Source organism: Psychromonas sp. 14N.309.X.WAT.B.A12 (assembly GCF_030397575.1).
In the GTDB taxonomy this organism is placed as follows: Bacteria; Pseudomonadota; Gammaproteobacteria; order Enterobacterales; family Psychromonadaceae; genus Psychromonas.
In genome coordinates, this window is record NZ_JAPNXS010000011.1 from 22,458 (window position 1) to 45,531 (window position 23,074).

Genomic DNA, 23,074 nt, shown 5'->3' on the forward strand with positions numbered 1-23,074 from the left:
TAATTCCCTTACTCTCCAAATGGCTACATTACATTTTTTTAACAAAATTAATACTGGCTATAAAGGGGAAAAAACCATGGCCCAAGCACCACTATCGACTGCAAAACTGAAAGAATACGGCATCACAAATATCTCGGAAATATTTTACAATCCAAGTTATGAAACACTGTTTACGGAAGAAACTGCGGAGTCTTTAAGTGGCTATGAAAAAGGCATTATTACAAGCAATGGAACTGTGGCTGTTGATACGGGCATATTTACCGGACGTTCACCTAAAGACAAGTACATTGTCAAAGACGATACCACTCGTGACACAGTTTGGTGGAGTGACCAGGGGAAGAACGATAATAAAGCTATTGATCAAAGTACTTGGAATGCACTCAAGCAAGTTGTAACAGAGCAACTCTCTAATAAAAAGCTATTTGTGGTAGATGCTTACTGCGGCGCGAATGCTAATTCTCGTTTAAAAGTTCGCTTTATTATGGAAGTAGCGTGGCAAGCGCACTTTGTAAAAAACATGTTTATTCGCCCTACAGAGGAGGAGTTAGTGGATTTTGAACCTGACTTTGTAGTGATGAATGGATCTAAAACTAATAACCCAAATTGGCAACAACAAGGGCTTAACTCTGAAAATTTTGTTGCCTTTAATCTATCTGAGAAAGTGCAAATTATCGGTGGCACTTGGTACGGCGGTGAAATGAAAAAAGGGTTATTCTCAGTAATGAACTACCTTTTACCATTAAACGGTATGGCATCAATGCATTGCTCTGCCAATATTGGAAAAGCAGGAGACACCGCTATTTTCTTCGGCTTATCTGGTACTGGTAAAACGACATTATCAACTGACCCTAAACGCGCCTTAATTGGCGATGATGAACATGGATGGGACGATCAAGGTGTATTTAACTTTGAGGGTGGTTGCTACGCTAAAACGATTCGTTTGAGCGAAGAAGCTGAACCAGATATTTTTGGTGCGATTAAACGCAACGCCTTGTTAGAAAACGTCATGATCGATGCACAGGGTAAAGTGGATTATGATGATGCGAGTAAAACAGAGAATGGACGAGTCTCTTACCCTATTGATCATATAGAAAATATTGTAAAACCGGTTTCTAAAGGTGGTCATGCCCAGAAAGTAATCTTTCTAACCGCTGATGCCTTTGGTGTATTACCGCCAGTTTCTAAATTAACAAAAGCACAAACGCAATACCACTTTCTCTCAGGGTTTACTGCTAAGCTAGCAGGAACAGAGCGTGGTATTACTGAACCAACGCCTACATTCTCAGCTTGCTTTGGTGCGGCTTTTTTAAGTTTACATCCAACGCAATATGCGCAGCAGTTAGTGAAAAGAATGGAAGCTTGCGGCGCTGAGGCTTACTTAGTGAATACTGGGTGGAATGGCTCAGGAAAACGTATATCAATTCAAGATACACGTGGCATTATTGATGCTATTTTAGATGGATCCATTGAAAAAGCAGAAGTTAAAACGATTCCTTTATTTAACTTACAGGTACCTACTAACTTACCTAATGTAGACAGTAGTATCTTAGATCCACGAGATACTTATGCTGATACTGCACAATGGAACGATAAAGCTGAAAAACTAGCTCACCTATTTATCGATAACTTCGCACGTTACACGGATAAAGAGGAAGGTAAAATATTACTGTCAGCAGGGCCTAGATTTACCAACTAATCCACCTTAACTAATAACACACTTATAGTGCTTATTATGAGTGTGTTAACTAGCAGGTAATGCAATACTTCTCCTTTTGATTTGAATATCTCGGAACTATCAACCTACAGTTGCGGTCTACAGCTGCGTGATAAACAATTATATGAAAAGGGAAATTATCATGAAATTTTGGTTAGTATTGTTATGCGGTAGCTTATCGCTCACAGCGTGCGGCAGTAGTAGTAACTCTTCGTCAACAAATACAAATGTGGCCGATACCAGTATTGAGTCCGACTCAAGCATCAGTGATGAGCAAATAAGTTCGTCTGAAGTATCAGAAACAACAGACAGTACAGATTACAGTGCAATGAGCTGTGAAGATGATTTAATTGAAGCATTAACCCTCATTAATCAGCTTCGTGCGGAATCACAAACCTGTGGTTCAACTACCTATCCAGCCGTTGATGCCGTTACTTGGAGTTCAACATTAACTTTAGCTGCAGAAGCACATTCTTCAAACATGGCCAACTATAACTTTTTTAGCCATACCGGTTTAGATGACAGCACTGTAGGAAACCGTGTATCAGCGCAAGGATACGAGTGGAGTTATGTGTCAGAAAATATCGCTGCTGGACAAACCTCAGTACAAGCTGCTGTTGATGGCTGGATAGAAAGTGAAGGGCATTGTATTAATATTATGAGTGAAAATGCACAGGAAATGGGCTTAGCCTGCGCTGTAAACAACGATGCTGATTACCGGTACTATTGGACACAGGTATTAGCTAAACCATTACAATAAAATATGGAAAAGTAAGAAGGTAATTTTAATTGCTACCTCCTTACTTAACCTCAGTTATGGTTAGAAGTTAGTTAGCTTAATAACATTCTTGCCCACATTCCAAATGGGCTAGTGAACCCAGTGGTAACCGCGGTAATTTCACCTTTATCTACCACAATTAAAGTAGGTGTTAAGCTAATCCCCCAAGCTCTACTGATATGACCTTGAGGATCATTTAATACCGTGAAATCATATTCTTTTGCATTGAGGTATTGTTGAACACGCTTTTCACCTCCTGAACTCAAAGCAATACTCACCACTTGCATACCATCACTCACAAAATTAACTGAGGGTGATACAGTAGAGCAAACACTACACCAAGTCGCCCAGAAATAAACAAGTACAGGCTTTTCATGACTCATCGCAATCAAATCAATATTTTCGCCCTCTACACTGGTTGCAACTAATGCGGGCGCTTTGCCTGAGGCTATCGATTGAGCACGCCATAAATCAACACCCCAACCTAATGCTAAAGCTAACAACAGATAAATAGCTCCGGACTTAAGACGACTGCTCCAACCTTTTTTAACTTTTTTTTCAGTCATGTTATTGGCCTTTTGCTTGTTCAATCGCATTCATCACATCATCACTATTTAGAATAGTTGATAACTCGATACCGTTTGGCGCTGCTGGCCCATAAACAATATTAAATGGTACACCGTAACGACCAAAAGATTGTAGATAAGCTGTGACATCATCAGAGCGTACCGTCCAATCACCACTCATGGCTATCACATCCTGTTTTTGTAATTCGCTAGAAACAGGATCTTGTAGTAACACCCCTATTTTATTCGCCTTACAAGTGACACACCATTTGGCTGTTACATCAACAAACACTACATGCCCTTTGGCTACTTCTTGTTTAATCAATTGTGTATCCAAAGGAACCCACTGTGTTTCATCATGAAGCGGGTCAACCCAATGTTTAGTGGTTAAATGGTTTGTTACAAAAGCTAACGAAACCACAGCTAACAAACTTAATACGCTAATAAGAAAAACACGTTTCCCGTGCTTTTTCCAAATTAAAACAGCAAAGATAACTACCATCAATAAAGCAATAACCGCGGTATAAATTACTCCGATAAAGCTACTTAATAGGCTAATTAACCACAAACAGGTGAGTAAAATAAGCAGTGCAAATATCAATTTGACTGTGCCCATCCATTTACCTGGTTTAGGCATTAATGTAGCAATACTTGGGAATACAGCAATCAATAACCAAGGTAAAGCCATGCCTATACCTAAAGCTGTGAATACCGCAAATAACTGCCAAGCTGAAGCACCTAAAGCAAAAGCGACAGCGGTGCCTAAGAATGGTGCGCTACAGGGGGTTGCCAATAAGGTAGCAAACATTCCTTGTAGATAATGTCCTAGATAGCTATGTCCACCTTTCGTTGCTAGCCAAGTTTGCATGGACGATGGTAATTGAATTTCAAATAAGCCCAACATATTAGCAGTGAACAAAGCAGTCACAATCACCATAAATCCGATAAAATAAGGGTTTTGGAACTGAATTCCCCACCCTAGTGCTTCGCCAGAAAACTTTAATATTAAAAGGAATAAAGCCAGCAACCAAAATGAACTGATAATACCAATACTAGAAGCGATAAATTGCTTACGTACCTGAGCTCGTTGCGTACCATCAACGCCTAAGACAGAGCTCAACTTCATGCCTAAAACAGGTAAAACACAAGGCATGATATTTAGAATTAAACCACCTAGTAATGCAATAAAGAAGATTGACAGGAGAGACTCTCCTGCACTTGCAATAGGCTGATTACCTAATGTCGTTGCGATCTCCACCGCTACATCAGTATCAACGGCAGTGACATTTACTTGAGCATCACTTAAATCAACCTCGCCTCCCCAGCTAGTAGCTTCAAAAGTCGCTGTTAACTGTTTACCTGCCACTTCAATAACAGGTTTGGAGAAGAAGACATTTTCCAACGTCGCCTCACTACTATCGATAAATAAATCAGGCTGCTGCCAATCTAATTGATGTGATAATTTTACTACCACTTGTTGATTTTTCTGATCCCATGCACTTTTTATCTCAGTAATATTAGCGTTATTTTTTTGTGCTTCAATCGCCGACTGGTCAACTAAAATAGGTACGCTACTCACTGCCTGAGCGTAAGCAAAAGCGACATCATCATTAATTGAGAGTTGTTGTGGGTCGAAGGTTAAATTAATGTCGTAATCGGTTAATACGCAGATAGTCGTACAAGAAGCTAAGGTTAACGTACCTTTTAAACGACTGATTTGGGTAGGATCATCCACAAAAATCTGCATCGGAAAATGAATTTGATCTTTATAGCCAACGGTTTCAACACCTAATACAGGATAACGTTTAGGCGTTGGCCATGACCAATCAACATCTGAAATATTAGATGATTGAACAGACCAATCAAAAGTCGGAGCAACGCCGCCTTCACCAGGCGAGCGCCAATATGTTTTCCAACCAGATGCTAAACTCACATTCAAAATAGCATTCACTGTATTTTGTTCAGCTTGACCTGTTAATTGTAGATTCACTTTAACAGGTAAATGATTAAAGTTGGTGATCCACCCTGTTTCAGGTGCTTGTGCAAATGCACTATTGATCAACCCAAAGAGCAATAAAAATGATAAACCGAACTGTCTTAACGTGGACATGATGACTCCGAAAACAATACAAAATAAAGTGATGAATATGATAAACACAACACCGCAAGCATAGCTGTGACTCAATAAGATTCAAAAGGTTCTAATTACACTGAGTACTTGACCGTCAATCACCTTAATTTATTGCAGCTTATTTAAGTCATTATGAAACAAATTTATCCTGTAACAAAGTCATCCTTATAGTTAAGTTATAACGTATAAAGTGTACAATCGAGATAGAGTAAAAAAGCCAATTAACATTTTTGCCAAATCAACGATCAAATTACAGTATTTTTATCTTAAAACATGGAGTTACCTTTTATGAAAGTCGCTATGTTCAGTTCTCGTAGTTATGATATTCAACATTTTGAACCATTAATTTCAGCGCCCATGAGTATTAATTTTTTTGATACTCAACTTAATGTACAAACTGCTGCGTTAGCCTCTGGTTATGATGCAGTTTGCGCTTTCGTAAATGATGATTTAAGCGAACAAGTATTAATACAGCTGCATGAATTAGGGATCAAGTATATAGCGATGCGTTGTGCTGGTTTTAATAATATCGATCTCCCTTGTGCTAAAAAGCTAGGTTTGACCATTGTCCGAGTTCCCGCTTATTCACCTGAAGCTGTCGCAGAGCACACGATTGCGTTATTGATGACATTAAACCGTCGTACTCATAAAGCCTACCAACGTACGCGTGATGCTAACTTTTCATTAGAAGGTCTAGTAGGATTTAATCTGCACGGTAAAACCGTTGGGATTATTGGTACAGGTAAGATTGGTATTGCGACCATGGCTATCTTTAAAGGCTTTGGTTGTAACATTCTAGCCGCAGACCCATACCCTTCACCTCATGCGAAAGCATTAGGCGCAGAATATGTTGATTTCCCTACCCTATTCCAAAACAGTGATGTGATCAGTTTACATTGCCCATTAACTAGCGATAACAAACACCTATTAAATAAAAACACCTTCGACTTAATGAAAAAAGGTGTGGTTATTGTGAACACTAGTCGAGGTGGTTTATTAAATGCACATGATGCTATTGAAGCACTAAAATCAGGGCGAATTGGTGGATTAGGTCTAGATGTTTATGAAGAAGAAGAGCATCTGTTCTTTAATGATCATTCTAGTGAAATTATTACTGATGATACCTTCCGACGTTTATCAGCTTGTCACAACGTTATCTTTACTGGTCATCAAGCTTTCTTGACTAAAGAAGCATTAACCAGCATTGCTCAAACAACGCTAGATAATTTAAAACAGCTGAAAGATGGCAAGCAGTGTGATAACCAAGTTAGTGAATAATTATCTCACAAGAAAATAACACTCTACTAGAAGCGCTTGAAAAGATATTAAGCGTTTCTAGTGTATTGATTTATAACCACATCCTGACCTGTTTACTATAGGTAACAAATTGTTCGCCAAAGATTGTCTTCAAAGCTTTTTCTTCAGGCTTAATAAAGCGCATATTAATAGTGTAAATATAAAAAGGTATTACTATTAAACATAACGGATTCCCTAGCAAACTCGCTTCAGCAAGCAAAAAACCAAATAACCCCACATACATAGGGTTTCGTGAATATTGATAAATTCCCGTTGTCACTAGCTCGGTGGTTTTATATGGAGTAGTTGGATCGACGGTTGTTTTAGCTTTTTTAAACGCCCAACCGGCAGATAAAATGACCAGGATAGAGAGAATAAAAATAAGCACAGCAAGCCAATTGAAAATAGGTAGTTGAATACGAAGCATATTAAATACACAACTAATTAACAGCATCATCAACATAAATAACAGAGTAACAACCGGTGGATATCGTAAAATTCGTAACATAACTTGCCTCTTATCAAAGAATAGAACCAAAATATCTGTAGATTTAGATCTGCCTATTAGCCCAATATGATGGGGATCTCTTAAGGAGATCTTAAAATTATATAATTTACGCGATAAAAGACTTTTTTATATGTTTTTTAGCATACAAATTGTGCAGAACTATCTTTTTTAGTTTAAACTGCGCGACTAAATTAATTCCAGAGGAAAATGATATGTCTGATAAAGTCTTTATCACTGCACAACAATTACTTGAAGACTCATTTCGTCTTGCATCACAAGTTTACGATAGTGGCTTCCGCCCACAATTTATAGTTGGCATTTGGCGTGGCGGTGCACCAATCGGTATTGCAGTTCAAGAATTCTTTGACTACAAAAAAGTAGAAACAGATCATATCGCAGTACGTACATCTTCTTACTATGGTATTGGTAAGCAAAGTAAAACCATCAAAGTACATGGTTTACATTACATCATCGAAAATGCAAATGCAGACGATGGTTTACTGATTGTTGATGATGTATTTGACTCAGGCCGAAGTGTTGTTGCGTTAACTGAAAAGCTAACAGAAGTAATGCGTTTAAATATGCCACGTGACGTGCGTATTGCGACACCTTACTACAAGCCAAAAAACAAAGCAGTAGATATGGTACCTGATTACTACATCCATGAATCAGATGAGTGGTTAGTATTCCCACATGAGGCATCAGGTTTATCAGTAGAAGAGATTACTGAAGGAAAAAGTGACTTTAAAAACATCGCTCACTTATTCACTAAAGAAGACTAATTTCAATACTAAGTATTGTCATCAAAGGAGACCATTGTGTCTCCTTTTTGCTTTTTATTTAGCGCTAAACTGTTTACTAGCCACTAATACATCCGTATAGAGATCCGTAAAGATATTAGCAAACACTTGATAGTGCTCAATCAATACTTTTCCTGTATCAGCAAGCGGTGCCATTCTTGAACTACGTGATGACATCCTTTGTAATGCGTATTCAATATTACTGATTTTTTGATAAGACTCGATCCATTTATCGCGCCATACTAAACCATTAATACGCTCAAACCTTTCTGGTAAAAGTACACTATCTATTGCTGTTTCCTGAGCAATTTTTTGTTCAGCAAGATAACAAAAATCAACCAAACTTAAACGATGAAATTCAGACCAATTTGCGGCGAGACAATGATCCCAAAACATATCCAAAGCAATCGGTGCATAACGACGCAGGTGTATTGGGAAAAGCTGTTTGGCTGTTAATACTTGAGGATGTTTATCAGTAAAACTATCAACAAAGCGATGTAGACGGATCCCTTGTACTATTTGTTTTGGGAATTTAGTATCAGGATTACCTTTCACAAAATCCCCTAAAAAGTTGCCGCTGAAGCTTGTATTGGTAGTGTCTGCAATATGTAAATGAGCAAGATAATTCATAATACTTAATTAACCTCAACGTCGAATAAGGGGCATTTTATGCTACTAGGCTATCAACTTATGATGCGCTATCAAGCTCGATTTAAATCAGCTTCAACAACACTTTGCTCATGACGCTTACTGACCATGATCCCGATAAACACGACAAAAATACTCAGCCATTGCCAATATGTTAATACTTCATTGAGCAATATTGCCGATAATAATAGAGCAAAAACAGGCACTAAATTAGAATAAGCTGCAGCAGTTAATACCGATGAACGCTGTAATCCATAGTTATACATGCCATAGGCCCCTAGTGTCACCGCAGAGCCCAAGTAAACAATATTCATCAGCGCATAAAAATCATGTTGCTGTGGCCATTCCATAAATATAAGAAATGGGGCAAAAAATAATGTGCCAGATAACCCCTGTAAGGCGATTAATGATAAAGCAGAATAACGATTTAACAGATGCTTCATTGCCACTACATAAATAGCAGCACAAACCATTGCTAACGCCTCTAAACTATTCCCTAATAGAGGGTTTGGAGCATGGTCAGTATGAGGCGAAACAACACTCAATAAAATGCCGCCCGTAATACATAAAGAAAAGCCTATAACGATGTTTTTACTGAGCTTCTCTTGTAGTAAAAAGTATGCAAAGAATGCCACTAAAAGTGGTAAACAAGAGACAATCACACCAGCCTGAGAGGCCGATGTATATTGCATAGCATGCCCTTCAAAAAGGTAATATAGACAAGGCTCAGCGAAGGACATAATCAATAACCATTTCCAATCGCCCTGCTGATATTTAAAACGCTTCACCCATCGCCATAAACATAAGCAAATCAACAAAGTAATAAGCATGCGTAGGAAAATCACAAAATTAGGAGGATAAAAATCGATAGCAACTTTTAAGGTAATGAAAGAGCTTCCCCATAAAAAAGTAGCGATTAAAAAACACAATACTGCTGGCATATTTTTTACTCTAAAAATGTGAGTATCCTACCACCAGATTAAGTCTATTGTTATAATAAGTTGCTTAATAGATGAGACTTTTTATTTCTCTATTTCTTGATGATACAAGGTAAAACCGCGTGCTTGATAGTTCGCTAAAGCACTCGGATGGTCTAAGCTGCAAGTATGCACCCAAAGACGTTTAGCTTGACAAGTTTGCCAAGCTTGTTGAATTGCATAACTTAATAAGTAACCACCCAAACCTTTACCAATAAAGGCAGGACTTAAACCAAAGTACTTAATCTCTACTTCTTGTTGTTGGTCAACCTCTAATTCAAAATAACCAGCAATTGCACCTTCATAATAAGCCACCCAAGTTCTCAAATTATCGCGTTCGCTATACGCTTTCCAACTTTCATCTGTCTCTTTTAATTTATCACACCACTGCCATTGCTCTCCCACTAAGGAGTAAAGAAAACGGTTAAATCGATACTCTTTAATTTTAGCTTCGGTAATAGTTAACCCCGCTACGCTCGGTTTCGCATTTAATTCACTTTCTGCTAGCATCTGTAGATAATAAATGGTGGTATCAGTCATTGCTTTATTTATATTCCTTACCTGTTTTTAATTACCCGTGGCTTTTTCATATAATGTTTTAAAGTGTTTAGTACTAAACATAAAACCATCACCACCAGAGTAAGCTTTCACTTTCACTAATGAATGGTCTAAAAACTGCGTTAGTACAAAATCATTGCCAGACTCGGTATCGGCATAAAAAACCATTAATTCACCTTTGCACATCACTGAAAAGCGGACCAACTCTTGATTGACATACATAGGGGTGGATTCTGGTTGCTCACTTTGTCCTGCTGCACAGCCTTGTGGTTGCTTAGCTTGAAAGAAGATGCTTAACTTTTCATAACTGCCTCTGCCTAACAAGGCAACAATAGGTTTTTTATCCACCTCCTTAGTGATAATCACTTTCTGTGGATCATTTACATACCACCCAGGATGACTTTCTATTTTATCTTGTAAAGTCGTTTCATCTAAATACTTAGGCACATTATCAACATAAATATCTACCGAACGAGCAATATTTTTCCAGCGCCCATTAATCGGTAAATAATAATACGCAAGATCAATGGCTTCCCCATTAACCACCACTTCCCATAAGCCTTTATAGTGACTGTCCTGAATTTTACTTGTTTCAATCACTATATTTTCAGGTGTAGTAATACCGCAAGCTTCACAATATTTTTTAAGCACTTGGATATTTTCACTTTCTAATAACTGTAACGCTAATGTCGCTTCTTTTTTGCTCACTCGTTGCGCTTGATCCGCGACAGAAGATAAAGGATAAAACAGTAAACTAGCGATCAATAGTGAAAGTAATTTTCTGATGTTCATTATTTTTCCCTGTGAATAAACAAACTATTTAACTTAAATTCTAAATAATAAAAGCGTCTTTATATTAAAAATCATAAAGTTAAATTATTTATATTATACCGTACGTATCTTTTTGCTTATCAAAAACTGAAGTTATTTAATACTAAGGGTAATGGATAATATTGAAGAAACGTAATAACCCATTACCTACATTACGATATCGATGTGCTTGATCTGCATTAAATTTAGCACTTTCACCAGTCGCTAGTCTATGCCACTGCGATTCAGAAAAATATTCCATTTCACCACTCTTTACTACAATATGTTCAATAACACCTGTTTGATGGGCCTCTGAGTGCTGTTCATGACCAATAGAAAAACATAACTCAAACATTTCAATTCCAGTCTTTTTATCAAACTCAAAAACAGTATTAATGCTAATCTTTTTATTTTTAGAAAGATCATCGGCCTGGAAGGTTTCTTCATTTTTAGCCCCTAAAAAAGCGGATAAAGGTAAATTAAACCCCGTCGCTATTTTCCATAGTTTGGCGATAGTCGGGCTAGACTCACCACGTTCAATCTGTCCTAACATTGCTTTTGACACCCCACAATACTGGCTCGCGGTATCTAAACTCCAACCTTTTTCTGTGCGAATTTTTTTAAGTTGAATCGCTACTGTTTCATTGATTAAATCTGACATATTTACCTTGTGCGTTATAACAGTCAATGTTAGTTTATGTGCATTGTACGTTAAAACGCACGGAAGGTATTATGAAAACTGTTTGGCATCGGGTCAACTTTATTATTGCAGCAATGAGTGCTGGCTTAGTCGCTGTTATCGTTGGCTTTTCTAGCTCAGTCGCCCTAATCTATCAATTAGTGATTAATCTCGGTGGCGATAGTCAAATGGTGGCTAGTTGGTTTTTAGCACTTGGCATCAGCATGGGACTTTTAAGTATCCTACTATCATATTGTTACCGTATTCCTATTTTAATTGCTTGGTCAACACCGGGCGCAGCCTTAATGGTAGCTAATGTACAAGGTTTTACCCTTAACCAAGCTGCAGGTGGCTTTATTATTGCCGCATTTTTATTATTTATTTTCCCTCTCTTAATGCCCTTAGATAAACTGTTTAAATGGTTGCCCCAACAGTTAGCATCTGCAATGTTAGCAGGCATATTACTAAACTTTGGTTTCTCTGTTTTCACTCAAATGGATCTACAGCCAATTTTAATTATTAGTATGTTTATCAGTTACTTAATAGCTAAACGTTTCGCACCACAATGGGCTCTATTAATTGTCATCATTGTCTCTGTTATGCTGGCTTGGCATTTACAGCTGATTGAAAGTAAACATATTGATTGGCAATGGAGCGAACTCCATTTCATTCAACCAGATTTTTCATGGTCAGTTATTCTAGGGATCAGCTTACCACTATTTATCGTTACTACAGCGGCACAAAATATCCCAGGAATTGCCATGCTGCACAGCTTTGGCTATCAAATACCTATTAAAAAAGTCTTATCTATTACAGGGTTTACTAATTTATTTACCGCAGCATTTGGTGGTTATGCACTAAACCTTGCAGCGATTAGTGCCTCTATTTGTATGTCTGAAGATGTACACGAAAATCCGAAAAAGCGTTATTGGGCCAGTATTTGGGCTGGTATTTTCTACTTAATATTAGGGGTGTTGGCTGCTTATATCATGGCTTGGTTTGCACTTTTACCCTCCTCATTGATCTTAGCACTTGCAGGCATTGCACTATTTGGCACCATTACCCACAGCTTGCAGCAGAGTGTTAATAGTGAATCAAAACATATCAATGAAGCTGCAGTGATCACTTTATTGATCACCGCTTCACCTATTACATTATGGGGTCTCAGCTCAGTAATCTGGGGTGTCATTGGCGGTTTATTAGTTTTATTTATCAGCCAACTTAAAATAAAAGCAAAAGATTAACGACTTGCTTGAATCAACAGGTTACGTGGTGTGACCTGTGCTTGGCAAAAGGTCGAAACCTGCACTTGATAGCCCAGTTCCTGTAAACGCAATGCCCTGTCATAAACTAGCCATAATTCTAATGGCCGACGGAAATATTGCGAGACTAACTCACCACGACGTAACTTTTCAAAACGCTCTCTTCCTTGTATTAAAAACCCAGAAAGGTCTTCAGGCAAATGAAAAGATAAGTTTTTGCATAGCATCACCCATTTAACAAACTCAGCAAAATTTTGCGAAAGCAAAGTTTTAGGAAAGCTAGGTACATTCATATATTGTTGAGTATTACCCATAGTTTTTTGTAAACAGTCGAAACTTAATCGCCACCAAACCTCTTGGTCATTTAATTGTGTTTGTCGAGATCCGGACGTACTTTGTTGAGAAACGGCCAGTTTTAAGTCTTGCTTAGATAACTTAACCTCAGATAATAAGTGACTAGTGTGTAAAGCATGATGAGAATGAGCTTGATAATACTGATCTTCCATTAAATGATAACAGCAAGGACTAATAGTTAGCTTTGCTGTTCCGCATTGCCCTGCAACGTTAATTAAATGGCTATGTAAATCTCCACAGGCATGAAGTGCAACAACATGTTGAGCAGGTTTAAGCAACGAATCAGCTTCACCCAATAATACATTTGCATGATGGAATGTTTGTGGGATGGCATACTGTTTCGCAATATCTCTCCCCTGTATACAAAGGTCAATATTCCATTCCACGGCACTAATAGAGCTATGCTGTTTATAATGAATCAAACGCCCTAAATGCCCTTTACCTGCGCACCACTCCAATACTGGTAATTGATCATCTATGTGTTCAGAAAATTGATCTATTTGTGTCCATTTCCTACCTTTTATTCCCTTTTGAAACCAAAATGGAATATTACTGCTAAGCAATTTAGTCGTAATATCCTCAACTTGGAATAAAGGATCATTGATATCCAATAAGTCAGGAATAAACGCCTTTAAAAAAGGGTGTAATAAACCCGGATTGTTTTGGTATAGCAATAATTCTTCTTGGTTAATCGACTCCAAAAAATCAATGAGCTCGTTATTATCATTAAACGCAGGGTAGCCATCTAATGAGAAAGCACTGTAATGCCAGTAGCCCTTTAATTGTGCTAAATACTTATCTATTTTATCAAACCGATCGCTGAGCATTGCCTATTCCAGTATTTCTCTTTATTTATACCTGCGCATTTTATACTAATTACCGTCCGGTTTGATTAAATTGAGGCTATCACTACGAATAGCCAATCGATGCCATAGTAATAGTAACTTGTTCAATATATCTATAATGGGATATCGATAAAATTTACAATATATCTATATGGAAACAATTACTTACAAATTAGTAAGTAATTATAAAAGCCATACTTAGTTAAGAACGGTTCATGTAATAAAAACAATCACTTAAAAATAAAAAAGCAAACTATTTACATATAACAAAATTAAGTAACTTGGCACCTCAAATACTATTCGAAATACAAAATGTTGAAATACCTTACAAAACAAAAAATATAAATAAAATAAAGATCATTTAAATAATATAAATAATTGATTTTAAATGACATTTAATTTGTGGAATAAAATATGCTCTATCTTTATTCGTGGGATTATCCATCAATAAAAAGGAGAATAAAATGAATAAATTTTTAGCATTACTCACTAGCACAATACTGCTTATGTTAAGTATTGGCTCAGCAAATGCAACAACCATTGAAGGTACAATCAGCTTTGAAGGTAATGCAGCAGTAGATGGTTCATACCCTCTTATTACTGGCATCGTATTTTCGGGTGTAGAAGTAAGTGGACTTGATGAATTAGTGACAGGCAGTTTTGATGGTTTAGAAGATGCTGCAGCAACATTCTATGATTACTCAGCAACCAATAACACACTACCTTATACTTTATGGACCGCAGGAAGCTTTACATTCACAGTAACGGACTTTACGATTGACCTTTTACTAGATGTTAATAATATGTTGATAGGCGCAATTTCAGGAACAGGTTACATTGAAAGCAGTGACCCATCATTAGACCTAACTGCTGGCGCATGGAGTATTACAGGACAGTACATTAACGGTGGAGTTTCTTTCTCTTCAACAGCGGTACCAGCACCAGCTGGAGCAGCATTACTAGGTTTATGCTTATTAGGTTTTGGTTTCGCTCGTCGTAACAAAAAAACTAACTAGTATTTTTAAAAACTAGAATAATTAAAGCCTAATAATCATGCGATTATTAGGCTTTTTAATATTATTGCTCATCCATTTAAATAGTTTTATAGCGTTAATTATTATCTTGCTTGGCTTTATTAGTATCAGTAGAGCAAGACTTAAATTGTTTAGACTCATCATCGCTTGGCAACGGGTCACTACAGCAACTGCCAAAATGTACCGAATCTAACCATGCTTGCTTTTCTTCTTCAGTATTCTTTTTATCAGATTCTGATTTATCTTTTATTTCAGTCATTTACTTCCCTTAATTTCTAAAAACAAGCTTAACCTAATTATTTGATTACATAACAGAACTAAATGTTACGCAAAAAATAGATCTGTTACTTAACATGATGAATATTACAGCCCAATGCTATCTAGAATCTCTAAAAATACCTCTTCTCGGCTACTTGCTGTTAAGTTTGGATATAAACGACATAAACGTATCGCCTGACTAAATTTATTTTTCCCTAACACACTCAATACGCGGGTAAATAGTGCTTCATCTAAGAAAAAGGTTTTCACTACATGTGAGACAGCATCATCTAATGATACATAAATAACACCATCGAATTCAAAACTATCATTTTCACTATCTATAACCAACAATTCATTATTTATAACTAACGGCCAACCTTGATAGTTTATTCTGCCTTGCATCAATTCAAACATGGGCCAAGCACTGCGCTTAAAACCTTCAAAAGCACTGCCCTCTAATTCAGACTCTTCTAACTCTTTCTTGGTCCAATTAGAGCCAATACTTAAAACTTTTTGATGTTTTTTAGTTAATGCTTTTTTAATCGCATCTCGATAATGGTAAATAGAGGTAAAAGCGGATCGCTTAACAATACTTGAGCATTCTTTACAGCTAGGTAAAGTTAAAGGTAAATGATCTAAAATATTAGTTTCATATTCATAGGCTGGAAATTTTACTTTTTTATCACTAGGCTCACCACAAAACCAGCAAGTATGACGATAATTAAAAGGGATCTCGACAGCATAGAAAGTAGCCATAATACGCACCTATAAAAAATAATTCAGGGTACGTTTTGATAAGGTAATAATCAATGGCAGAGTTAGCAATTAAATAGCTTAATTAAAATGCTAGGAATTTAGCAAAATATTTTAGGTTCAGAAATAGGAAAGGGCAGCCGAAGCTGCCCTAATTTAGTCTCACTATCTAGTCCGTGATAGAAGTTGCTCCATGCAAAACATCCTTTTGACTATTGCCATACTAGGCATCCCCTTCCCAAATCCTTTGGGCGCCTTCCTTGTATTACATCCTTATACGATAAACATCCTGCTTATCAATCCAACATCCTGCTGGTTTCTTCCGTGACACATCCTTATTTAATAAACATCCTGCTTATTAACTGCTCCCTATCCTTGGAAGGTGTCCTTGTACATCCTGTAATTCGTCCTTGCTTTTCCTTAACGATAAACTTCCTGCTTATCTAACTTCAATCCTGAAGTGTCCTTTTGTCATCCTGACTAGATAAATATTCCTTATTTACCTAATAACAACATCCTGTTGTTTCCTGCTTTCCGTTTGCTGATTAACATCCTATTAATCGTCTACGTCCTTGTTTGCGGGAGAAATAGTACGACGCATCGAGCTAATAAGACCACTTAGAAAAAAAATAAATTACGAAAGCAATGAACAAAAAACAGGACAAACATTAAATATCAACAACTTAACTAAAAACAATATTGAAAAAACACCTAAAAATCTTTATTTAAAGTAAGGATCTAGCACATAAGCAATGGTCGATCTCTCACAAGCATAAAACAGTGAATACAGTGAGGTAGATAAAAGTTCACTAATTTTAGTGATCACAATCACAATTAATAAGTACAAAAAAAGATTAATGAGATCTCTGTCAGCAACATTTATCGTCCATTTTGTATAAAAAACAATCAAACAATCGCTGTAATAATCAACAAGCCATAGTATTTACTACTAATTAGCATTATATTTACATTTCCTTTACACCTCAGGTTATCACTATGTCCGTTTACGCCACTTTATGCTTCCTCGCTGCAGCAGCAATGCTGATCACTCTAATTAATAGTAAATTAGGAAAATGGCAAAGTACCATCGCCATAACAGCAGGATCCCTATTATTATCTCTTACTATTATCATCGCCGGTAAAAATGGCTTTACTCAATTAAGAGAAGTCGCTGTTACTCAATTAACCGAGATAGATTTCGAACACTTCCTATTAGATGGATTATTAGGCTTTCTCTTATTTGCAGGCGGCTTAGGTATTAAGTTAGAAAGTTTAAAAGATCAAAAGTGGGAAATTACAGTACTTGCATTAGGCGCGACTCTCTTTTCCACCTTCTTTGTAGGTTTTGTACTGTATTACATTTGTCAGTTAATTGGTCTCCCGCTTGACCTTATATACTGTTTATTATTTGGTGCGCTTATTTCTCCGACGGATCCAATCGCAGTTCTTGCCATTGTTAAAAAGTTAAATGCTCCAAAACGTATTTCTACTCAAATAGAAGGCGAGTCACTCTTTAATGATGGTTTTGGTTTAGTTATTTTTGTCACTATCTTCAATATCGCTTTCTCTGGAGAGCCATTAACGGTAAGTAATGTTTCTATGTTGTTCTTACATGAAGCGATTGGAGGTATTGTGTACGGCTTTGCATTAGGTTTATTGTTCCACTACTTAATTAGTGCAACCAATGACCATGCAATGGAACTGTTATTTACCATTGGCGTACCTACAGCTGGTTATGTATTCGGTGAATTAATTGGTGTTTCAGCACCTTTAGCAATGGTTGTTGCAGGTATCATGATTGGTAACTGGACAAGAAAAACTGGATTTTCAGAAGAGAGTAAAGCGCAACTAGACCATTTCTGGGAATTAGTTGATGAATTCTTAAATGGTCTTTTATTCCTGTTGATCGGTTTAAGTATGTTGCAATTTAGCTTCTACCAGGAAGACTGGATTATTATGCTAATTGCTATACCAGTGGTATTAGTGGCCCGCTACTTAAGCATTCGCCTATCCTATGTTGGCTTTAAACGTTTCCGCAACTATAACCCTTACTCTGTTCGCATTTTAACTTGGGGTGGATTACGAGGTGGTCTAGCACTTGCGATGGCAATGGCTGTTCCAGCAGGTATTTGGGTTGTTCCTGAAAAAAATATTGATGTACGCGAAATCATACTGGTAATGACTTATGGTGTCGTATTGTTCTCAATCTTAATACAAGGTTCTAGTATTGTGCCGCTCATTAATAAAGCAAAAGACTGGCAAAACAAGCATCAATAAACACCTATACTATCAGCACTATTACTTATTTGAGATAGCTAATAGTGCTTGATTTGACCTTCTATTTTTTTACTTCTTTAACCTTTTAGCTTCCCTTACCTTCAGCGTTTCCCGATAGCAAAAATTAATAAAATCAATGCGAACAAAAACAGATATTACTGGTCTGATAAAAGATTAAGCAAATAACCCGTCAAACCCGAGACACTCTATTAGTGTTATCGGTTTAACCGTTTTAAAATCAGGAAAAGTCATGTCTAAATCTGCTGAAAAAGCAACCTTGTCCATTGGTGTTCGATTGTTTAGTGCATTTCTATTTACCAGCTTATTAATTAGCACCATAGCGGCGTCTTTACATTATTATCATAGCCAAAAGCAGGCTAAAGATGCAGTACTACAAATTTATCAAACAGCTGCAGATCAAATTCGCTATCGCACAGAACAAAATAAACAACAAATATCGGATCAATTAACTGCCTTAACTAGCTCACAAGATCTTACTCGTCATAATAAGCTAACCACCTATAGTATTAATCGATTTGCGCAGATACTCAATCAGCATGAAAGTTACCAATCTATTTCAGTGGGCTTTAAAAACGGCAATTTACAAAAACTAGTTGCATTGGATAAGCCTGAAAGTGCTCAATACATCCAGCAAGTAAAAGGAGCAAAATGGTTACTTGTTTCAATTCAAAAAAACAATACAGATACAATTAGAGAAGAGTTTTATTTTGATGCTAATTTTCACTTTTTAAATAAATTTAAAGAAACAACCACTGGAGATATCACTACCAGTGCTTGGTATAAAGCGGCACTATCTGAAATAACAGCCATCACTTCACAAACAGAGAAAACCATCATTTATTCTAGGAAGCTCAATACAGACAGAGCGGTTATCGCGATCGAGAGTAGATTAAATGACTATACTGATATACTAAGTCATATCAACACCCCTTCCCTATTGAGGGAGATGTACCTCTTTACTAATAAAGGGCATTTATTAGCGACCTCTGATACAGATAAATGGAAGAGCCCTGAACGTTCTCCCTACCCTTTATTAATGGAACTCGTTGACTCACAAGTTACTAACGAATTACGCGAAATTGAAGCTGATACACAAACTTATTATGTTTATTTAACAAGCATGATAGGTGCAACAGGTGCCCCTAGCTATTTAGCCCTATTAGCTCCTAAGCAATCAGTCTTATTGCCTAGTATCAAAGCATCCATCGAAATATCATTAATCTGCTTAGTGTTATCAATCCTATTATCATGGAGATTCTCTTCACCTATCGGTAAAGCGTTGAGCAGATTAATTAATGCTCTAGCAATTGCAAAATCCGAAGAATATAAAAGATTCCAAACTCAACCAACACGATTTTCTGAGTTAAACCATATCAATGCTGCTTTGACAGATATGACAGATCTCATTGCGCAACAAAATATTAAGCATACGGAGCGAGCAGCATTGTTTGCATCACTTAATGCCCAAATAATCGATAATAAAGCGCTCTATAACAACAACCAAATCAGCCGCTCTCCAGCATTAACGGAGATGTTAGGTATTGCTGCCAGCGATTCCAATTTACCAGAGTTTTCCTGTTTAACACTTTCAGACCAAACAGAACTTAACTTACTTAAAACAAAAGCTTGGAAAAATTTATATCACGGTTTAACCACAGAAGAGATAGTCAATAAAGGCAGTAAGTTGGCGATACCTTACAATCGAATACACGAAATAAGAATGCGCTTTGAAGTATTGTGGCGAGATGCTGAAATTAACTATTACCAACAGAGTCGCGCAAACCCTGAGCTCAATAAGCCATTAAAAGAAAAGTTAATTAAAGAGCAGTTACAATTAATGCGAGATTTTGAGTTTATAGCGAAAGTGAATCAAGGTCACCATAAGTTAACTTATCAAGATCAGCTTCGCTTACAACAATTAAGTGAAAAAACATGGTTACGTTATTTTGATAAGAGCATGGGATTATCGGCTATTGAAATGCTGCACATTTCCCCGAAAAAACAAAGATTGCCTGCAACTGAAGTGTTATTAAGCCAAGTACCAACAGACTTGATGGGGGATATAGATATAGAAGGTACTCTAGCAAACGCAGATACAAATATAGCTGAATTGCATAACCTATCAATTGAACAAGGCACTGCAACTGAAGAACAACAGCAACAAGCACAACAACAACTAAACTCCATCAAAACCATGTTAAATGAACTATCAAATAAAAAATATAGCCACAATGTGATCGACTTGTCCATGTACCACAGCAGCTTACATGCGGTGCCTTATCCGAACGACGCCACACACACGGACTTATCAATCACTGAACATATTATGTTACTCAGCGATATATTTGTTGCTTTAACATCAATTAACAGCTCAATTAAATCTACATTATCCTTGAGTGAGGCGATTGATGTCTTGTATCAAATCACCATAGATAAACATCTAGAACCAGCAACTTTTAAGTTGTTTTTAACCAGTGGGATCTACCAACAATATGCACAACAATATTTGCATCCCTCGCAAATTGATACAGTAAATATTAATCAATATCTAGACTATTCATACTAGCGTTATTTCAATTATGTTTATTACCGACTTAGATTATGTGGCTAATTACGACTGGAAAATAAAATAATTAACCACCCTTTAGTCATCAGGCTAGGTATAATCCAAATATCGTAAACCTAGCTTATGTTGTAACCCAATAAAATGAATAAAATACAGCTGCATCAGCAACTAATGACACACTTACAAAAGCAATTAAACAACGCACAAGTCGCAGCTAAAAGTGCTCATGAAACAGCAACTAATGAAGAAAATATTGCCGAAAACAAATACGATACGCTGGCATTAGAAGCAGCCTACCTCGCCCATGGGCAGTCACAACGTGCTTTAAAATGCCAAGCAGATATCGATGCTTGTGTTAGTTTACCATTAAGAAGTTCACTGGAAGGTGCAATAGGTTCGTTAGTCGTATTAGTTGACCAACATGAGCAAGCTAAGTATTTATTTATTTGTCCCGTTGCTGGCGGAGTAAAATTACAATGGCAACAACATACTGTATTAGTAGTGACGCCAGAGTCGCCGATTGGCGCAATGTTACTAGGTCAAAAAATTGATGCAGAGGTCAGTATGACGATTAATAATAAAATTCATCACTACGATATTTTACAAATCCTGTAAATAGAATGTGCTTATTCCAACAGCACATCAAGTCACTTGTTACATGACAAAAGCAGACATACGCGGAGAACCGAAATTAACTATATATATTTCAGTGTTTTATAGTTAAATATTATAAAATCCCATCGCTTTTCATATTAATTCCTCTATGCTTATATTTTCATCTAACTGAAGGGATTTAACATGATTGAAGATAAAAGTACCTCACAAGACCGACGACATTTCTTAAAAGTTACATCTGGTTTAGCGGCAGCAGGAATAAGCGCTAGCTTGCTGCCCACCACTGCAAACGCTAAAAACACCCACCAATATCGCTCTTCTCGCAACAATAAATCCATTTGGAGTAAAGTTAAAAAGGAATTTATATTAGATAAAAACACTACTTATATGAATGTTGGAACAACCGGTTCGATGCCAAGCAGTGTTTTAAAAAATTACTATGCAAATAACCTGAGCGTTGCCGAAAACCCATGGGATATGCAGGAAAAGTTTGGCGAATGGCCTTATACCACTGAAATGAGTACAAGCATTGCTGCCGGCATGGGAGCAAACGCAGACGAGATAATTCTTAGCCGAAATACAACTGACGGCATGTGCTCGATTTTAAATGGTCTGCAATTTGAATCAGGCGATGTAATATTAACAACCCACCATGAACACGTTGCAGCAGAGTCTCCATTACATGTTGTTTCAGAGCGTTATGGAGTAGAAGTGATCTACTTAGATATTCCGGTAGATACTGGAGATGAAAGCATCACTGAGCAACAATTTGTTGATCTCTTTAGCAACGCTGTAAATGAATATTCAGGCCGAGTACGTTTAATTACTTTTTCGCACATCACTTACAAAACCGGTACTCGCCTGCCTGCGAAGCGTATCTGTCAAGAAGTGGCAATACCGAATGAAATTCCAACGTTAATTGATGGTGCTCATGCCATTGGTATGCTGGACCTTGATTTTCATGATATTGGTTGTGACTTTTATGCTGGCTCAGGACATAAATGGCAATGTGGAGCAGGTGCAACGGGTATATTATTTGTTTTAAATAGCGCGGAACGTCTAGATCAGTATTGGTCAGATAGAGATACCTCATTATGGTTTATCAATTCATCATTAGGCCACGCAGATTACCTTGGTACACAATTGCAACTACAATACATTGGTAATGATAACTACCCAGCTAAACAAGCACTTGCAGATGCCTGCGCAATGTGGGATGAAATAGGTAGAGATGTGATTGAAGAGCGCGTTTTAACACTTAGCAAACGTTGTAAACAACAACTTAAATTGGCATTCCCTGATGCAGCTATCTACTCTCCAGATATCGATGAGTTAGCAAGTGCCATTACCACTTTCAACCCTTTTACAGACGTTAGTGATTCAGATACCTTAACTGAATTCAGAGATACATTACGAGAACAAACAGGATTCATTATTCGCACCACTGATTTTAAAATTACACAAAATGATACGACGAATACTTACGCATTAAGAATATCGACCCATCTATTCCACGATGAAGATGACGTAGATAACTTAATAAAAGCGATGAAAAAAGTATTTAACGATATGCTTTAAAAAATTAAGCCACTTAATCGTGGCTTTTAGTACCTATACTTTA

21 protein-coding genes are annotated in these 23,074 nt (G+C 37.0%); 10 read left to right on the forward strand and 11 right to left on the reverse strand.

Annotated features, from left to right (window positions below):
* The first annotated feature begins 76 nt into the window (after positions 1–76).
* On the forward strand, positions 77–1,696 hold the full coding sequence (gene pckA, locus OW492_RS13855; RefSeq protein WP_290040799.1) for a phosphoenolpyruvate carboxykinase (ATP): 1,620 nt from the start codon (positions 77–79) through the stop codon (positions 1,694–1,696).
* A 160-nt stretch (positions 1,697–1,856) separates the two neighbouring features.
* Entirely contained in the window at positions 1,857–2,474 is a 618-nt protein-coding gene (locus OW492_RS13860) for a CAP domain-containing protein (protein ID WP_290040800.1), read from the forward strand.
* Between the two features lie 71 nt (positions 2,475–2,545).
* Here the strand turns inward: OW492_RS13860 and OW492_RS13865 are convergent, their stop codons facing one another.
* Together OW492_RS13865 and OW492_RS13870 are read right to left on the reverse strand one after the other, a co-directional pair.
* The gene (locus OW492_RS13865) at positions 2,546–3,058 is read right to left on the reverse strand and encodes a protein disulfide oxidoreductase (RefSeq protein ID WP_290040802.1); all 513 of its coding nucleotides are present in this window, start codon (positions 3,056–3,058) and stop codon (positions 2,546–2,548) included.
* A gap of 1 nt (position 3,059) precedes the next feature.
* Positions 3,060–5,168: a protein-disulfide reductase DsbD domain-containing protein gene (locus OW492_RS13870; protein ID WP_290040804.1), complete on the reverse strand. Its 2,109-nt coding sequence runs from the start codon at positions 5,166–5,168 to the stop codon at positions 3,060–3,062.
* Between the two features lie 309 nt (positions 5,169–5,477).
* Between OW492_RS13870 and OW492_RS13875 the strand changes: the two genes are divergently transcribed.
* Complete coding sequence (locus OW492_RS13875) at positions 5,478–6,467, forward strand: 2-hydroxyacid dehydrogenase (protein WP_290040806.1); 990 nt, start codon at positions 5,478–5,480, stop codon at positions 6,465–6,467.
* A gap of 70 nt (positions 6,468–6,537) precedes the next feature.
* Here the strand turns inward: OW492_RS13875 and OW492_RS13880 are convergent, their stop codons facing one another.
* Positions 6,538–6,993: an isoprenylcysteine carboxylmethyltransferase family protein gene (locus OW492_RS13880; protein ID WP_290040808.1), complete on the reverse strand. Its 456-nt coding sequence runs from the start codon at positions 6,991–6,993 to the stop codon at positions 6,538–6,540.
* 212 nt (positions 6,994–7,205) lie between these two features.
* Here OW492_RS13880 and OW492_RS13885 point away from each other — a divergent pair, with 212 nt between their 5' ends.
* Positions 7,206–7,775 (forward strand): phosphoribosyltransferase family protein, encoded by a 570-nt coding sequence (locus OW492_RS13885; RefSeq protein ID WP_113820450.1) that lies wholly within the window; start codon positions 7,206–7,208, stop codon positions 7,773–7,775.
* 54 nt (positions 7,776–7,829) lie between these two features.
* Here the strand turns inward: OW492_RS13885 and OW492_RS13890 are convergent, their stop codons facing one another.
* From OW492_RS13890 to OW492_RS13910, 5 genes are all read right to left on the reverse strand, one after another.
* A complete protein-coding gene (locus OW492_RS13890) occupies positions 7,830–8,423 on the reverse strand; it encodes an ACP phosphodiesterase (RefSeq protein ID WP_290040809.1) in 594 nt (197 codons plus the stop codon).
* Between the two features lie 71 nt (positions 8,424–8,494).
* Positions 8,495–9,382, reverse strand: a complete 888-nt coding sequence (locus OW492_RS13895) for a DMT family transporter (RefSeq protein WP_290040812.1) — start codon at positions 9,380–9,382, stop codon at positions 8,495–8,497.
* Between the two features lie 81 nt (positions 9,383–9,463).
* The gene (locus tag OW492_RS13900; protein WP_290040814.1) at positions 9,464–9,958 is read right to left on the reverse strand and encodes a GNAT family N-acetyltransferase; all 495 of its coding nucleotides are present in this window, start codon (positions 9,956–9,958) and stop codon (positions 9,464–9,466) included.
* A gap of 27 nt (positions 9,959–9,985) precedes the next feature.
* Positions 9,986–10,768: a hypothetical protein gene (locus OW492_RS13905; protein ID WP_290040816.1), complete on the reverse strand. Its 783-nt coding sequence runs from the start codon at positions 10,766–10,768 to the stop codon at positions 9,986–9,988.
* Between the two features lie 142 nt (positions 10,769–10,910).
* Complete coding sequence (locus OW492_RS13910; protein WP_290040818.1) at positions 10,911–11,447, reverse strand: XRE family transcriptional regulator; 537 nt, start codon at positions 11,445–11,447, stop codon at positions 10,911–10,913.
* Positions 11,448–11,518: 71 nt separating this feature from the next.
* Here OW492_RS13910 and OW492_RS13915 point away from each other — a divergent pair, with 71 nt between their 5' ends.
* The gene (locus OW492_RS13915; protein WP_290040820.1) at positions 11,519–12,709 is read left to right on the forward strand and encodes a benzoate/H(+) symporter BenE family transporter; all 1,191 of its coding nucleotides are present in this window, start codon (positions 11,519–11,521) and stop codon (positions 12,707–12,709) included.
* On the opposite strand, the gene OW492_RS13920 is transcribed toward OW492_RS13915, so the two are convergent.
* Positions 12,706–13,908: a methyltransferase gene (locus OW492_RS13920; RefSeq protein ID WP_290040822.1), complete on the reverse strand. Its 1,203-nt coding sequence runs from the start codon at positions 13,906–13,908 to the stop codon at positions 12,706–12,708. The two genes, OW492_RS13915 and OW492_RS13920, sit on opposite strands and share 4 nt — an antisense overlap.
* A gap of 482 nt (positions 13,909–14,390) precedes the next feature.
* On the opposite strand from OW492_RS13920, the gene OW492_RS13925 reads away from it, so the two are divergent.
* Complete coding sequence (locus OW492_RS13925; RefSeq protein WP_290040823.1) at positions 14,391–14,942, forward strand: hypothetical protein; 552 nt, start codon at positions 14,391–14,393, stop codon at positions 14,940–14,942.
* 94 nt (positions 14,943–15,036) lie between these two features.
* Here OW492_RS13925 and OW492_RS13930 read toward each other — a convergent pair whose 3' ends face one another.
* Both OW492_RS13930 and OW492_RS13935 read right to left on the reverse strand, forming a co-directional pair.
* Positions 15,037–15,219: a hypothetical protein gene (locus OW492_RS13930; protein ID WP_290040824.1), complete on the reverse strand. Its 183-nt coding sequence runs from the start codon at positions 15,217–15,219 to the stop codon at positions 15,037–15,039.
* Between the two features lie 104 nt (positions 15,220–15,323).
* Entirely contained in the window at positions 15,324–15,977 is a 654-nt protein-coding gene (locus tag OW492_RS13935) for a hypothetical protein (RefSeq protein ID WP_290040825.1), read from the reverse strand.
* Between the two features lie 993 nt (positions 15,978–16,970).
* Here OW492_RS13935 and OW492_RS13940 point away from each other — a divergent pair.
* The 4 genes from OW492_RS13940 (at position 16,971) to OW492_RS13955 (ending at position 23,031) form a co-directional block, all read left to right on the forward strand.
* Positions 16,971–18,251, forward strand: coding sequence for a sodium:proton antiporter (locus tag OW492_RS13940; protein ID WP_290040826.1), 1,281 nt, complete (start codon positions 16,971–16,973; stop codon positions 18,249–18,251).
* Positions 18,252–18,501: 250 nt separating this feature from the next.
* Positions 18,502–20,838: a hypothetical protein gene (locus OW492_RS13945; protein ID WP_290040828.1), complete on the forward strand. Its 2,337-nt coding sequence runs from the start codon at positions 18,502–18,504 to the stop codon at positions 20,836–20,838.
* 141 nt (positions 20,839–20,979) lie between these two features.
* On the forward strand, positions 20,980–21,453 hold the full coding sequence (locus OW492_RS13950) for a transcription elongation factor (protein ID WP_290040829.1): 474 nt from the start codon (positions 20,980–20,982) through the stop codon (positions 21,451–21,453).
* 183 nt (positions 21,454–21,636) lie between these two features.
* Positions 21,637–23,031: an aminotransferase class V-fold PLP-dependent enzyme gene (locus tag OW492_RS13955; protein WP_290040830.1), complete on the forward strand. Its 1,395-nt coding sequence runs from the start codon at positions 21,637–21,639 to the stop codon at positions 23,029–23,031.
* The last annotated feature ends 43 nt before the right edge of the window (positions 23,032–23,074 follow it).

Excerpts from the sequence above, each read along its gene's own strand:
- OW492_RS13890 (WP_290040809.1), bottom strand. The coding sequence starts at position 8,423 with ATGAATTATCTTGCTCATTTACATATTGCAGACACTACCAATACAAGC.
- OW492_RS13875 (WP_290040806.1), top strand. The coding sequence starts at position 5,478 with ATGAAAGTCGCTATGTTCAGTTCTCGTAGTTATGATATTCAACATTTT.
- OW492_RS13930 (WP_290040824.1), bottom strand. The coding sequence starts at position 15,219 with ATGACTGAAATAAAAGATAAATCAGAATCTGATAAAAAGAATACTGAA.
- OW492_RS13860 (WP_290040800.1), top strand. The coding sequence starts at position 1,857 with ATGAAATTTTGGTTAGTATTGTTATGCGGTAGCTTATCGCTCACAGCG.
- OW492_RS13925 (WP_290040823.1), top strand. The coding sequence starts at position 14,391 with ATGAATAAATTTTTAGCATTACTCACTAGCACAATACTGCTTATGTTA.
- OW492_RS13935 (WP_290040825.1), bottom strand. The coding sequence starts at position 15,977 with ATGGCTACTTTCTATGCTGTCGAGATCCCTTTTAATTATCGTCATACT.
- OW492_RS13920 (WP_290040822.1), bottom strand. The coding sequence starts at position 13,908 with ATGCTCAGCGATCGGTTTGATAAAATAGATAAGTATTTAGCACAATTA.
- OW492_RS13915 (WP_290040820.1), top strand. The coding sequence starts at position 11,519 with ATGAAAACTGTTTGGCATCGGGTCAACTTTATTATTGCAGCAATGAGT.
- pckA (WP_290040799.1), top strand. The coding sequence starts at position 77 with ATGGCCCAAGCACCACTATCGACTGCAAAACTGAAAGAATACGGCATC.
- OW492_RS13895 (WP_290040812.1), bottom strand. The coding sequence starts at position 9,382 with ATGCCAGCAGTATTGTGTTTTTTAATCGCTACTTTTTTATGGGGAAGC.
- OW492_RS13870 (WP_290040804.1), bottom strand. The coding sequence starts at position 5,168 with ATGTCCACGTTAAGACAGTTCGGTTTATCATTTTTATTGCTCTTTGGG.
- OW492_RS13885 (WP_113820450.1), top strand. The coding sequence starts at position 7,206 with ATGTCTGATAAAGTCTTTATCACTGCACAACAATTACTTGAAGACTCA.
- OW492_RS13940 (WP_290040826.1), top strand. The coding sequence starts at position 16,971 with ATGTCCGTTTACGCCACTTTATGCTTCCTCGCTGCAGCAGCAATGCTG.
- OW492_RS13950 (WP_290040829.1), top strand. The coding sequence starts at position 20,980 with ATGAATAAAATACAGCTGCATCAGCAACTAATGACACACTTACAAAAG.
- OW492_RS13945 (WP_290040828.1), top strand. The coding sequence starts at position 18,502 with ATGTCTAAATCTGCTGAAAAAGCAACCTTGTCCATTGGTGTTCGATTG.
- OW492_RS13905 (WP_290040816.1), bottom strand. The coding sequence starts at position 10,768 with ATGAACATCAGAAAATTACTTTCACTATTGATCGCTAGTTTACTGTTT.
- OW492_RS13910 (WP_290040818.1), bottom strand. The coding sequence starts at position 11,447 with ATGTCAGATTTAATCAATGAAACAGTAGCGATTCAACTTAAAAAAATT.
- OW492_RS13880 (WP_290040808.1), bottom strand. The coding sequence starts at position 6,993 with ATGTTACGAATTTTACGATATCCACCGGTTGTTACTCTGTTATTTATG.
- OW492_RS13955 (WP_290040830.1), top strand. The coding sequence starts at position 21,637 with ATGATTGAAGATAAAAGTACCTCACAAGACCGACGACATTTCTTAAAA.
- OW492_RS13900 (WP_290040814.1), bottom strand. The coding sequence starts at position 9,958 with ATGACTGATACCACCATTTATTATCTACAGATGCTAGCAGAAAGTGAA.
- OW492_RS13865 (WP_290040802.1), bottom strand. The coding sequence starts at position 3,058 with ATGACTGAAAAAAAAGTTAAAAAAGGTTGGAGCAGTCGTCTTAAGTCC.